The sequence below is a fragment of the Citrobacter sp. 50677481 genome (assembly GCF_001463265.1).
GTDB classification, from domain to species: domain Bacteria; phylum Pseudomonadota; class Gammaproteobacteria; order Enterobacterales; family Enterobacteriaceae; genus Citrobacter_A; species Citrobacter_A sedlakii.
Window position 1 is genome coordinate 147998 of the sequence record NZ_LNHZ01000057.1, and the last position, 13152, is coordinate 161149.

The following is a 13152-nucleotide window of genomic DNA, read 5'->3' on the forward strand; positions in this document are numbered from 1 at the left end:
AAAAGACAGGGAGTAGAGGCTATGGGAATTAACGAAATCATCATGTACATCATGATGTTCTTTATGCTGATTGCCGCCGTGGACAGGATCCTGTCACAGTTCGGCGGTTCAGCGCGTTTCCTCGGAAAATTCGGCAAAAGCATTGAAGGGTCCGGTGGACAGTTTGAAGAAGGTTTTATGGCGATGGGCGCGCTGGGGTTGGCCATGGTTGGTATGACCGCGCTGGCGCCGGTGTTAGCGAAATTGCTCGGACCGGTGATTATTCCACTGTATGAAATGCTCGGTGCGAACCCGTCAATGTTTGCCGGTACGCTGCTGGCCTGCGACATGGGCGGTTTCTTCCTCGCCAAAGAGCTGGCGGGCGGCGATGTGGCGGCGTGGCTATACTCAGGGTTAATTCTCGGCGCGATGATGGGGCCAACCATCGTCTTCTCTATTCCGGTGGCGCTGGGGATCATTGAGCCGTCTGACCGCCGCTGGCTGGCGCTCGGCGTGCTGGCGGGCATCGTGACGATCCCCATCGGCTGTATCGCCGGGGGGCTGGTGGCAATGTATTCCGGCGTTGAGATCAACGGTCAGCCGGTGGAGTTTACCTTCGCGCTGATCCTGATGAACATGATCCCGGTGATCATCGTTGCGGTGCTGGTGGCGCTGGGGTTGAAGTTCATTCCGGAAAAGATGATCAGCGGCTTCCAGATCTTCGCCAAATTCCTCGTGGCGCTGATCACTATCGGCCTGGCGGCGGCGGTGATCAAATTCCTGCTCGGTTGGGATCTGATCCCTGGGCTTGATCCGATCTTCATGGCCCCTGGCGACACGCCCGGCGAGGTGATGCGCGCCATCGAAGTGATCGGTTCTATCTCCTGCGTGCTGCTCGGCGCTTATCCGATGGTGCTGTTGCTGACCCGCTGGTTCGAAAAACCACTGATGCGCGTCGGCGGCCTGCTCAAAATCAACAATATGGCGGCGGGCGGCATGGTGGCGACGCTGGCGAACAATATCCCGATGTTCGGCATGATGAAGCAGATGGATACCCGCGGCAAAGTGATCAACTGCGCATTTGCCGTCTCTGCCGCCTTCGCGCTGGGCGACCACTTAGGCTTCGCGGCAGCCAACATGAACGCGATGATTTTCCCGATGATTGTCGGCAAGCTCATTGGCGGCGTCACGGCGATTGGCGTGGCGATGATGCTGGTGCCAAAAGATGAAAATGTCCCGGCAGAAATCGACGTGGAGGCGCAATCGTGAACACTCGCCAGCTACTGAGCGTTGGTATCGATATTGGCACCACCACCACCCAGGTGATCTTCTCACGACTGGAACTGGTCAACCGCGCGGCGGTGTCGCAGGTGCCTCGTTACGAATTCATTAAACGCGAAATTAGCTGGCAAAGCCCGGTTTTCTTTACGCCTGTCGATAAGCAGGGTGGGTTAAAAGAGGCCGAACTCAGGGCATTAATCCTTGAACAATACCAGGCGGCCGGCATCGCGCCGGAAACCGTGGACTCCGGGGCGATCATCATCACCGGCGAGAGCGCGAAAACCCGCAATGCGCGCGGGGCGGTGATGGCGCTGTCGCAGTCGCTCGGCGACTTTGTCGTCGCCAGCGCCGGTCCCCATCTGGAGTCGGTGATTGCCGGACACGGCGCGGGCGCGCAAACCCTTTCAGAGCAGCGGATGTGTCGGGTGCTCAATATCGACATCGGCGGCGGGACGTCGAACTACGCGCTGTTTGATGCCGGAAAGGTCACCGGTACCGCCTGCCTGAACGTGGGGGGCCGTCTGCTGGAAACCGACGGCCAGGGACGCGTGGTTTACGCTCACCAACCCGGTCAGAAGATCGTCGCAGCGCTGTTCGGCGAAGGAACTGACGCCCGCACACTTACTGTGGCGCAGGTCGTTGAGGTGACGCAGCGGATGGCGGAACTGATTGTGGAAATCATTGACGGCACGCCGTCACCGCTGGCGCAGGCGCTGATGCAAACCGCGCTGCTGCCTGCCGGGGCGAAACCAGATGTGATTACGCTTTCCGGCGGAGTGGGCGAATGCTACCGCAACCTGCCCGCCGATCCGTTCTGTTTTGCTGACATCGGACCGCTGTTAGCGACGGCGCTGCACGAACATCCCCGCCTGCGGGAGATGAACGTGCAGTTTCCGGCGCAGACCGTGCGGGCCACGGTGATCGGCGCGGGGGCGCATACGCTGTCGTTGTCCGGCAGTACGATTTGGCTGGACGACGTTCAACTGCCGCTGCGCAATCTGCCAGTGGCGATCCCGCAGGATGACGCGGATCTGTTGCATGCCTGGCAGCAGGCGCTCATTCAACTCGATCTCGATCCCCAAAACGACGCTTACGTGCTGGCGCTGCCCGCCTCGCTTCCGGTGCGTTACGCCGCGTTACTGTCGGTCATCGACGCGCTGACCGCTTTTGTCGCGCGTTTTCCCAATCCGCATCCCCTGCTGGTGGTGGCCGAGCAGGATTTTGGTAAAGCCCTGGGCATGTTGTTGCGCCCGCAGTTACAGCAACTCCCGCTGGCGGTCATCGATGAGGTGGTCGTGCGGGCGGGGGACTATATCGACATTGGTACGCCTCTTTTTGGCGGATCGGTTGTGCCGGTGACGGTGAAATCACTCGCATTTCCTTCCTGAGGGAACGACTTATGAAACTAAAGACCACATTGTTCGGCAATGTATATCAGTTTAAGGATGTTAAAGAGGTGCTGGCAAAGGCCAACGAACTGCGTTCGGGGGATGTGCTGGCAGGCGTCGCAGCGCAAAGTTCGCAGGAGCGCGTGGCGGCGAAACAGGTACTGTCAGAAATGACAGTGGCGGATATTCGCAATAATCCGGTGATTGCTTATGAGGAGGACTGCGTGACGCGTCTGATTCAGGATGACGTCAATGAAACCGCTTATAACCGCATTAAAAACTGGAGCATCAGCGAACTGCGCGAGTACGTGTTGAGCGACGAAACATCCGTTGACGACATCGCTTTTACCCGTAAAGGACTCACCTCTGAAGTGGTGGCGGCGGTGGCGAAAATTTGTTCCAACGCCGATCTGATTTACGGCGGCAAGAAAATGCCGGTGATTAAAAAGGCCAATACCACGATCGGTATTCCAGGCACCTTTAGCTGCCGCTTACAACCGAACGACACCCGCGACGATGTGCAGAGTATTGCCGCGCAAATCTATGAAGGGCTTTCTTTTGGCGCAGGCGATGCGGTGATTGGCGTCAACCCGGTCACCGACGACGTGGAAAACTTAAGCCGCGTGCTGGATACCGTTTACGGCGTCATCGACAAGTTCAACATCCCGACCCAGGGTTGCGTGCTGGCGCACGTCACCACCCAGATCGAAGCGATCCGCCGCGGCGCGCCGGGGGGACTGATCTTCCAGAGTATTTGCGGCAGCGAGAAGGGATTAAAAGAGTTTGGCGTCGAGCTGGCGATGCTGGATGAAGCGCGCGCAGTAGGGGCGGAATTCAACCGCATCGCCGGGGAAAACTGCCTGTACTTTGAAACCGGGCAAGGTTCGGCGCTTTCCGCTGGCGCTAACTTTGGCGCGGATCAGGTGACAATGGAAGCGCGTAACTACGGGCTGGCGCGGCACTACGATCCGTTCCTCGTTAATACGGTGGTGGGCTTTATCGGGCCGGAATACCTCTATAACGATCGCCAGATTATCCGTGCGGGCCTGGAAGATCACTTTATGGGCAAGCTGAGCGGCATTTCGATGGGCTGCGACTGCTGCTACACCAACCATGCCGACGCCGATCAGAACCTCAACGAAAACCTGATGATTCTGCTCGCCACCGCCGGCTGCAACTACATCATGGGCATGCCGCTCGGCGACGACATCATGCTCAACTATCAGACCACCGCCTTCCACGACACCGCAACCGTGCGCCAGTTGCTGAACCTGCGCCCGTCGCCGGAGTTTGAACGCTGGCTGGAAACGATGGGCATTATGGCAAACGGTCGTCTGACCAAACGGGCGGGCGATCCGTCACTGTTCTTCTGATGACGCGGGGATGAGACACCATGGATCAAAAACAGATTGAAGAAATTGTACGTAGCGTGATGGCGTCAATGGGCCAGGACGCGCCACAAACCGCCGCGCCGTCCGCGCAGGGATGCCATAAGCCGCAGTGCGCTACGCCCGTCGCCAGCGAAAGCTGTGAGGTCGATTTAGGATCCGCACAAGCCAAAGCGTGGATTGGCGTTGAGCATCCGCACCGCGCCGACGTGCTCACAGAGCTGCGTCGTAGCACCGCCGCGCGGGTTTGCACGGGGCGCGCCGGGCCGCGCCCACGCACCCAGGCGCTGTTGCGCTTTCTCGCCGATCACTCGCGTTCGAAAGACACGGTGCTGAAAGAGGTGCCGGAAGAGTGGGTGAAAGCCCAGGGGTTGCTGGAGGTGCGTTCGGAAATCAGCGACAAAAACCTGTATCTGACCCGCCCGGACATGGGGCGTCGGCTGAGTCCGGAAGCGGTCGAGGCGCTGAAAGCGCAGTGCGTGATGAATCCGGACGTGCAGGTGGTGGTATCCGACGGTCTTTCCACTGATGCGATCACTGCCAACTATGAGGAGATTTTGCCGCCGCTTCTCGCCGGGCTGAAGCAGGCGGGGCTGAAGGTCGGCACGCCGTTCTTTGTGCGCTATGGCCGCGTGAAGATAGAAGATCAGATCGGCGAGATCCTCGGTGCGAAGGTGGTTGTCCTGCTGGTCGGCGAACGTCCTGGGCTGGGGCAGTCAGAAAGTCTCTCCTGCTACGCGGTCTATTCCCCGCGTGTGGCGACCACCGTGGAAGCCGATCGCACCTGTATTTCGAACATCCACCAGGGCGGCACCCCGCCGGTCGAAGCGGCCGCCGTCATTGTCGATTTGGCCAAACGCATGCTGGAGCAAAAGGCGTCCGGCATCAACATGACCCGTTAAAGGAGGCATCATGCCAGCATTAGATTTGATTCGACCCTCGGTCAGCGCGATGCGCGTGATTGCTTCCGTAAACGACGGGTTTGCGCGCGAACTGAAATTACCGTCGCATATACGTAGCCTCGGTCTCATCACGGCAGACTCTGATGACGTGACGTATATTGCCGCAGACGAAGCGACGAAACAGGCGATGGTGGAAGTGGTGTATGGCCGCTCGCTATACGCCGGCGCTGCCCACGGCCCGTCGCCTACCGCCGGAGAAGTGCTGATTATGCTCGGCGGACCAAACCCGGCGGAGGTTCGCGCCGGACTGGACGCGATGGTCGCCCATATTGAAAGCGGCGCTGCGTTCCAGTGGGCGAACGATGCGGAAGATACGGCATTTCTCGCGCACGTGGTGTCGCGCACCGGTTCGTATCTGTCGTCAACCGCGGGGATTGCGCTGGGCGATCCGATCGCTTATCTGGTTGCGCCGCCGCTGGAGGCGACCTTTGGTATTGATGCGGCGATGAAATCTGCCGATGTTCAACTGGTGACCTACGTGCCGCCGCCGTCGGAAACCAACTATTCCGCTGCGTTTTTAACCGGGAGCCAGGCGGCCTGTAAAGCGGCCTGCAATGCCTTTACCGATGCGGTTCTGGATATCGCCCGTAGTCCCATCCAGCGCGCGTAACGGAGGTTGCCGATGATCAATGCGCTGGGATTACTGGAAGTGGAGGGCATGGTCGCGGCGGTGGATGCCGCGGATGCCATGCTGAAAGCCGCCAACGTTACGCTGCTGAATCACGAAGTGCTTGACCCTGGCAAGGTGACGCTGGTAGTGGAGGGCGATCTGGCGGCCTGTCGGGCGGCGCTGGATGCCGGAAGCGCCGCGGCGCAGCGCACCGGACGCGTCATCAGCCGAAAAGAGATTGGGCGGCCCGAGGATGACACCCAGTGGCTGATCGGCGGGTTTCAGCGTGCATCGGCGCCTCCCGCGCCGAAAACGGCGCCGCAGCCGCCTGGCGTACCGGACAACGCCGATGCGCTGTTGGCAAAACTCGCCGGGGTGCGTCAGGGCATGACGGTGGGCGAGGTCGCCGCGCACTTTGGCTGGCCGCTGGAGCAGGCCCGGGCGGCGCTGGAGCAGCTTTTTACGGACGGGGCGTTGCGTAAACGCAGCAGTCGCTATCGCATAAAAAATTAATCTGTCGGAGGGCCGGGCGTCTCAACAGGCGTCCGGCATAAAGATCATGAAAAAGACCCGTACAGCTAACTTGCACCATCTTTATCATGAAGCATTACCCGAAGACGTAAAACTGACGCCGAAGGTGGAAGTGGACAACGTTCACCAGCGGCGAACCACGGACGTGTATGAGCACGCCCTGACCATTACCGCCTGGCAGCAGATTTACGATCAACTGCATCCCGGCAAATTTCATGGCGAGTTCACGGAAATCCTGCTCGATGATATTCAGGTGTTCCGTGAATACACCGGACTGGCGCTGCGCCAGTCATGTCTGGTCTGGCCGAACTCTTTCTGGTTTGGTATTCCGGCGACGCGCGGCGAGCAGGGGTTTATTGGCAGCCAGTGCCTCGGCAGCGCGGAGATTGCGACCCGGCCGGGGGGGACCGAGTTTGAACTGAGTACTCCGGACGATTACACCATTCTTGGGGTGGTGATTTCGGAAGATGTGATCTCCCGGCAGGCCAACTTTTTACATAACCCGGAGCGGGTGCTACATATGCTGCGCAGCCAGGCGGCGCTGGAGGTCAAAGAGCAGCACAAAGCGGCGCTGTGGGGCTTTGTTCAGCAGGCGCTGGCGACGTTTAGCGAGAGTCCGGAGAATCTCCATCAGCCCGCTGTACGAAAAGTGCTTGGCGATAACCTGCTAATGGCGATGGGGACGATGCTGGAAGAGGCGCAGCCAATTCATACGGCGGAAAGCGTTAGCCATCAGGGCTACCGCAGGCTGCTGTCGCGGGCGCGGGAGTATGTGCTGGAAAACATGTCTGAGCCGCTGACGGTGCTGGATCTGTGCAATCAACTGCACGTCAGCCGTCGCACGTTGCAGAATGCGTTTCACGCTATTTTGGGGATTGGCCCAAACGCGTGGTTGAAAAGGATCCGCCTGAACGCGGTGCGCCGCGAACTGATCAGTCCGTGGTCGCAAAGCGCCACGGTCAAGGACGCCGCGATGCAGTGGGGATTCTGGCACTTGGGCCAGTTCGCCACCGACTACCAGCAGCTGTTTGCCGAGAAGCCGTCGTCGACGTTACATCAACGAATGCGCCAGTGGATGTGAGGCAATGGTGGCTGCGTGATTGCCGCATGGCGCGCCGCTTATCCAGCCTGCGAAGCGGCGCGACTCACACCCAGTCGCGTACCTGAATAAAGTCACTCAATGCGGCTTCCGGGCTACCGTCTTCCGGCTGCCAGTCGTACTCCCAACGCACCAGCGGCGGCATCGACATCAAAATCGATTCGGTGCGTCCGCCTGTCTGTAACCCAAACAGGGTACCGCGATCCCAGACCAGGTTAAATTCCACATAACGCCCGCGACGATACAACTGGAAGTTACGCTCGCGCTCGCCCCAGGGCATCGCTTTGCGACGTTCGACGATCGGCAGGTAGGCGTCGGCATAACCGTTCCCCACCGCCTGCATAAAGGCGAAACAGCGATCGAAATCCGGTGTGTTCAGATCGTCAAAAAACAGCCCGCCGATGCCGCGCTGCTCATTGCGATGCTTCAGGAAAAAGTAGTCGTCACACCATTTTTTATAGCGGGGGTAGAGCTCGTCGCCAAACGGCAGACACAGATCGCGCGCGGTCCGGTGCCAGTGAACGGCATCGTCGGCAAAACCGTAGTAGGGCGTGAGGTCAAAACCGCCGCCGAACCACCAGACCGGATCGGCACCGGGCTTTTCGGCAATAAAAAAGCGCACGTTAGCGTGGCTGGTGGGAACGTACGGGTTGAGCGGGTGTACCACCAGCGAGACGCCCATCGCTTCGAAACTGCGTCCGGCCAGCTCAGGACGATGGGCCGTGGCGGAAGCGGGCATCGCCTCGCCATGGACATGGGAAAAATTTACGCCCGCCTGCTCAAAAATGCCGCCGTTACGCAGTACCCGACTGCGTCCACCGCCGCCAGCTTCACGCTGCCAGCTGTCTTCAATGAATGTCGCGCCGTCAATGGCGCTGAGCTGCTGGCAAAGGGTGTCCTGCAAGGTCAGCAGGAACTGTTTAACGCGTTGTGCATCGGGTTTCATATTCAGCGTTTCTTCGAATGGGCTTTCTGGTTATCGAACCAGTGGAAATAACTGACGACGCCATTGGCGATGGCGGTCGCGATTTTCTGCCGGAACGCCGCAGTGCCCAGCAGTCGCTCTTCTTCCGGATTCGTGATAAAGGAGGTTTCTACCAGCACCGACGGTATTGACGGTGATTTTAGCACCACAAACGCCGCCTGTTCCGTGGAACGGCTGTGCAGCTTGTGCACGGGTTTGATCTTCTTAAGAATGTGCGATCCAAGCGTCAGGCTGTTTTTAATGGTGTCCGTCTGCACCAGGTCGAACAGCACCTGTTGTAACAGGTGATCCCTGTCGGTGGTTTTTTTACCGGCCACCTCGTCGGCGCGGTTTTCGCGGTCGGAAAGGTATTTCGCCATTGCGCTACTGGCGCCGCGATTAGACAATGCGAACACTGACGCGCCTGAGGCGCTTGGGTTCGTAAAACCGTCGGCGTGGATCGACATAAACAGATCGGCGCCGTGCTTATGAGCGATTTCCACGCGATCGTACAGAGGGATAAACGTATCCCCCGAACGCGTCAGGCGGCAGTCGATTCCCTGGCTGCGTAATATTGAACGCACATTTTTGGCGATCGCCAGCACGACATGTTTCTCTTTCGAGCCGTTGCGACCAATCGCGCCGGTATCAATGCCGCCGTGGCCGGGGTCCAGCACCACGATCCGCTTGCCGCCCGATTTTTTTTTCGCGGGCTGGCTGTGTCCGTTGCTGGTTTTCAGGGGAGCTTCTTTTGCTGTGGCGTGGGTCATCCCCGAAATGGTCAGGGCAGCCAGCCCGGCTTTCAGCACCTGGCGGCGCGATGTGAGTGTTTTTAGGGGTTTAAAAGTGCTCATACGGCCTGAGTTGTAAAAATATTTAATCCAGATGTTATATCGTATCGCGTAATCCGTTACGACTGTTGATGTTGAGAATTGTTTTACTTTTCATTTCAATACATGACAGCTCGTTATTATGCCATTTTTTTCACCGCTTCGCGTCAGATATTGGCTGAATCAACGCTTTGCGCCATAATCTTGGTTTTTAGACCCGAAAAGGCGGCAAATACCATGGAGATACGCGTTTTTCGCCAGGAAGATTTCGAAGAGGTGATCACCCTTTGGGAGCGCTGCGATCTGCTGCGTCCGTGGAACGATCCTGAAATGGATATTGAGCGTAAGCTCAATCATGATGTCAGCCTGTTCCTCGTGGCTGAAGTCAGCGGCGAGGTGGTCGGGACGGTGATGGGGGGATACGACGGCCATCGCGGATCCGCTTATTATCTTGGCGTGCACCCGGAGTTCCGGGGACGTGGTATCGCCAACGCGCTGCTCAACCGGCTGGAAAAGAAGCTCATTGCGCGTGGTTGTCCAAAGGTGCAGATCATGGTGCGCGAGGATAACGACGTGGTGCTCGGCATGTATGAACGGCTGGGCTATGAACATGCGGACGTGCTCTGTTTGGGTAAGCGCCTGATCGAAGATGAAGAATACTGAGTTTCATCCTGCTGATTACGACGCTCACGGTCACTTGCGCCTGCCTGCGCTGTTCTGGCTGGTATTGTTGCTGCAGGCCCGAACCTGGGTGCTGTTTGTGATTGCCGGTTCCTCCCGGGAACAGGGCAATACGCTGCTGAATTTGTTTTATCCCGATCACGATAATTTCTGGCTTGGATTGCTGCCTGGCGTCCCGGCGGTGCTGGCTTTCCTTCTTAGCGGGCGGCGCTACGCTTTTCCTGCGATCTGGCGAGGGCTTTACGCGGCACTGATCCTGGCGCAGGCGGTGCTGCTGGGCTGGCAGCTTGTGCTATGGCTGCAAGGGGAAGCGGTTAACGGCGTCAGTCTGGCGCTGGTGGTGGCGGATGTCGTGGCGTTGATCTGGCTGATCTCCCATCGTCGGTTACGCGCCTGCTTCACCCTTGAAAAAGAATAACGGCACTTTTTGGCGAACCGGGACTCCAAGCAACGATGATGAATAAAGAAGGAAGTGTGATGAAATCGCTGCGTTTGATGTTATGTGCGATGCCGCTGGCGCTGACCGGGTGTTCGACGCTCTCGTCTGTAAACTGGTCTGCGGCGAATCCGTGGAACTGGTTTGGCTCCTCGACGGAGGTGACCGAGCAGGGCGTTGGCGCATTGACTGCCGCCACGCCGCTTAATGAACAGGCGATAGCCGACGCGCTGGACGGGGATTATCGCCTGCGCAGCGGAATGAAAATCGCCAACGGCAACGTCGTGCGCTTTTTTGAAGCCATGAAGGACGACAAGGTGGCGATGGTCATTAATGGCGAACAAGGCACCCTTAGCCGCATCGATGTTCTCGACAGCGACATTCCTTCCGAAGCCGGGGTCGACGTGGGCACGCCGTTTAGCGATCTCTACAGCAAAGCCTTTGGCAACTGCCAGCCAGCCACTGATGACGACCGCGTCGCGGTGGAGTGTAAAGCGCAAGGCAGTCAGCATATTAGCTATCTCTTTTCCGGCGAATGGCATGGGCCGGAAGGCTTAATGCCGTCTGATGACACGCTTAAAGAATGGAAAGTCAGCAAGATAATCTGGCGTCGTTAATTTGCGTCTGAACAAACCGCTGGGCGTAAAAACAGGGTAAAATAACCTCCATCAATGCCACGACCGCGTGGCATTCTCATTTTCCAGGAGGAATGATGTCTCAGGTTCAGAGTGGCATTTTGCCAGAACATTGCCGCGCCGCGATTTGGATTGAAGCGAATGTTAAAGGCGACGTTGACGCACTGCGCAGCGCCAGCAAAGTCTTCGCCGATAAGCTGGCGACGTTTGAAGCGAAATTTCCCGAGGCGCATCTGGGCGCGGTCGTGGCTTTTGGACACGACACCTGGCGTGCGCTGAGCGGCGGCGTCGGGGCCGAAGAGCTGGAAAATTTCATCCCTTACGGTAAGGGACTCGCACCGGCCACCCAGTATGACATCCTGATCCACATTCTTTCCCTGCGTCACGATGTGAATTTCTCCGTAGCCCAGGCGGCGATGGAGGCCTTTGGCGACTGCGTTGACGTTCAGGAAGAAATCCATGGCTTCCGCTGGGTGGAGGAGCGCGATCTCAGTGGTTTTGTTGACGGTACCGAAAACCCGGCGGGTGAAGAAACGCGTCGTGAAGTGGCGGTCATTAAAGACGGTGTGGATGCAGGCGGCAGCTATGTGTTCGTGCAGCGTTGGGAACATAACCTGAAGCAGCTCAACCGCATGAGCATTCACGATCAGGAAATGATGATTGGTCGCACGAAAGACGCAAATGAAGAGATCGACGGCGACGCGCGTCCGGCCACCTCTCATCTGAGCCGTGTCGATCTTAAAGAAGACGGTAAAGGGCTGAAAATTGTTCGCCAGAGTCTGCCTTACGGCACCGCGAGCGGCACCCATGGCCTGTACTTCTGCGCTTACTGCGCGCGTCTGCATAACATTGAGCAGCAGTTGCTGAGCATGTTCGGTGACACCGACGGTAAACGTGACGCGATGCTGCGCTTCACCAAACCGGTGACTGGCGGCTATTACTTTGCCCCATCACGGGATCGCCTGCTGGCGCTGTAAGCGAATCAACCTGTAACCTGATAAGCGTAACGCCATCAGGAAAGCCGTGCCGGATAAGGCGTTGTTTGAACCCTTATCCGGTACGATTCGGTCATTTTATCGCCGCGTAGACCTGATCCACTACCCACCCATATGTCGCCATCGGCAGCAGGCCACTCATGAACAGGTTCGGATTCGTTTGGGGATCGGCAACCGGTGAATGAGGTTTATTGCTCAACATCACAATGGCCAGATGGTTTACCGGATCGATAACGGTAAGCGTCCCCGTCCAGCCTGTGTGACCGTAGGCCTGCGCACTGGCCAACGCGCCAAATGTTGGCGTCATGCTGGCATTCCCGTTAACCCGCCAGCCCAGGCCGAACGTGGCGTCCTGCGCCGAGCGTTGGGTAAACATTTTCACCGTCTCCGGGCTGAACAATCTGACGTTGCCGTAGCCGCCGCCGTTGAGCATGGTTTGCATCAGTACGGCGAGATCGCCGGTGGTGGAAAACAGTCCCGCGTGGCCGGAGACCCCTCCCATCGAGTAGAAGGCTTTTTCATCGTGCACTTCGCCCCATAACGTCGTGGTGCGAATATGCGGGAAATAAATCACGCCATCGCGGGTGTTGCCGTTCAGCTCCGTCGCGGCGATCTGCGGTGGACGAAAGCCTTTCTGAAGGGGATTAAACACCGTATGGCTTAAACCCAGCGGACGATAAATGGCGTTTTCGACATAGTGGTCGAGAGGCTGGTCGGTGATGGACTCGACGATAAAGCCCAACAACATATAGTCGACGTCGCTGTAAATATGCTTCGTGCCGGGGCGGTATTCCAGCGGTGTACGTTTGATCATCGCCAGCGTCGTGGCCTTATCCTGCGAGTACAGTTTCCCGGCGACGGCCTGGTTCGGATACTGCGGGTCAGCAGGGAAGCCGCCGGAGTGATGCAGCAGGTCCGCAATCCGTAACGCATTCTTCCCTTTAATCACATCTTCTGGCGCATCGGCAAAACCAGGAATATACGTCGAGACGAGATCGTCCGGATGCAGTTTGCCTTCTGACATCAGCTTTTGCAGCGCAAAGTTAGTGGCGTACATTTTGGTGTTGGAGGCGAGGTCGTACAGAGTATCCGTGGTCGCCCTGATAGGCTGAGGCATCAGAACATGACCGTCGTATTTTTTGGCGTCGCCCCACGCCTTGCGATAGACAATATGGTTGTCTTTCACGATGAGCAGGTTCACCCCGGGATAGCCCGCCGCCACCTGTTGCGCTATCCAGTTATCCAGCCTGTTCAGACGTTCAGTATCCATTCCGACTTTTTCAGGCGTACTTTCCGTAAGAACCGGAAATGGGGTTGCGCTGAGGCTAAAACTCAGGGTCAGCGCGGACATAAGCAGAAAACGTTTACGCATA

General features: G+C 57.9%; 14 protein-coding genes. 11 read left to right on the forward strand and 3 right to left on the reverse strand.

All coding sequences use genetic code 11. The features are described 5' to 3' along the window. Positions 1–21 precede the first annotated feature (21 nt). The 7 genes from eutH to eutR are packed head-to-tail and all read left to right on the forward strand — an operon-like array spanning position 22 to position 7220. Positions 22–1248 (forward strand): ethanolamine utilization protein EutH, encoded by a 1227-nt coding sequence (gene eutH / locus APU02_RS15580; RefSeq protein WP_042290876.1) that lies wholly within the window; start codon positions 22–24, stop codon positions 1246–1248. Beyond that, positions 1245–2648 (forward strand): ethanolamine ammonia-lyase reactivating factor EutA, encoded by a 1404-nt coding sequence (eutA, locus tag APU02_RS15585; protein ID WP_060570556.1) that lies wholly within the window; start codon positions 1245–1247, stop codon positions 2646–2648. The genes eutH and eutA overlap by 4 nt, the downstream gene beginning before the upstream one ends. A gap of 11 nt (positions 2649–2659) precedes the next feature. Next, the gene (gene eutB, locus APU02_RS15590; RefSeq protein WP_012906585.1) at positions 2660–4021 is read left to right on the forward strand and encodes an ethanolamine ammonia-lyase subunit alpha; all 1362 of its coding nucleotides are present in this window, start codon (positions 2660–2662) and stop codon (positions 4019–4021) included. A gap of 20 nt (positions 4022–4041) precedes the next feature. Next, positions 4042–4938 carry an ethanolamine ammonia-lyase subunit EutC gene (gene eutC / locus APU02_RS15595; RefSeq protein WP_060570557.1) on the forward strand — a complete coding sequence of 299 codons (897 nt, stop codon included), beginning with the start codon at positions 4042–4044 and terminating at the stop codon, positions 4936–4938. 10 nt (positions 4939–4948) lie between these two features. Further along, positions 4949–5608: an ethanolamine utilization microcompartment protein EutL gene (gene eutL / locus APU02_RS15600; RefSeq protein ID WP_042290871.1), complete on the forward strand. Its 660-nt coding sequence runs from the start codon at positions 4949–4951 to the stop codon at positions 5606–5608. Between the two features lie 12 nt (positions 5609–5620). Continuing rightward, positions 5621–6121: an ethanolamine utilization microcompartment protein EutK gene (eutK, locus tag APU02_RS15605; RefSeq protein WP_060570559.1), complete on the forward strand. Its 501-nt coding sequence runs from the start codon at positions 5621–5623 to the stop codon at positions 6119–6121. 46 nt (positions 6122–6167) lie between these two features. Further along, the gene (gene eutR, locus APU02_RS15610; protein WP_042290867.1) at positions 6168–7220 is read left to right on the forward strand and encodes an HTH-type transcriptional regulator EutR; all 1053 of its coding nucleotides are present in this window, start codon (positions 6168–6170) and stop codon (positions 7218–7220) included. Between the two features lie 64 nt (positions 7221–7284). Here eutR and hemF read toward each other — a convergent pair whose 3' ends face one another. Beyond that, positions 7285–8184, reverse strand: coding sequence for an oxygen-dependent coproporphyrinogen oxidase (gene hemF, locus APU02_RS15615; RefSeq protein WP_042290866.1), 900 nt, complete (start codon positions 8182–8184; stop codon positions 7285–7287). A gap of 2 nt (positions 8185–8186) precedes the next feature. Next, complete coding sequence (amiA, locus tag APU02_RS15620; protein WP_042290865.1) at positions 8187–9056, reverse strand: N-acetylmuramoyl-L-alanine amidase AmiA; 870 nt, start codon at positions 9054–9056, stop codon at positions 8187–8189. 213 nt (positions 9057–9269) lie between these two features. Here amiA and APU02_RS15625 point away from each other — a divergent pair, with 213 nt between their 5' ends. The 4 genes from APU02_RS15625 (at position 9270) to APU02_RS15640 (ending at position 11761) form a co-directional block, all read left to right on the forward strand. Beyond that, positions 9270–9695 (forward strand): GNAT family acetyltransferase, encoded by a 426-nt coding sequence (locus APU02_RS15625; protein WP_042290864.1) that lies wholly within the window; start codon positions 9270–9272, stop codon positions 9693–9695. Continuing rightward, positions 9682–10131: a DUF2919 domain-containing protein gene (locus tag APU02_RS15630; RefSeq protein ID WP_060570560.1), complete on the forward strand. Its 450-nt coding sequence runs from the start codon at positions 9682–9684 to the stop codon at positions 10129–10131. Before APU02_RS15625 ends, APU02_RS15630 begins: the two co-directional genes overlap by 14 nt. 59 nt (positions 10132–10190) lie before the next feature. Further along, positions 10191–10766: an RpoE-regulated lipoprotein gene (locus APU02_RS15635; RefSeq protein ID WP_042290861.1), complete on the forward strand. Its 576-nt coding sequence runs from the start codon at positions 10191–10193 to the stop codon at positions 10764–10766. 95 nt (positions 10767–10861) lie between these two features. Further along, on the forward strand, positions 10862–11761 hold the full coding sequence (locus APU02_RS15640; protein ID WP_060570562.1) for a Dyp-type peroxidase: 900 nt from the start codon (positions 10862–10864) through the stop codon (positions 11759–11761). Positions 11762–11852: 91 nt separating this feature from the next. On the opposite strand, the gene pbp4b is transcribed toward APU02_RS15640, so the two are convergent. Further along, on the reverse strand, positions 11853–13151 hold the full coding sequence (pbp4b, locus tag APU02_RS15645; RefSeq protein ID WP_060570563.1) for a penicillin binding protein PBP4B: 1299 nt from the start codon (positions 13149–13151) through the stop codon (positions 11853–11855). Between the last annotated feature and the right edge of the window lies 1 nt (position 13152).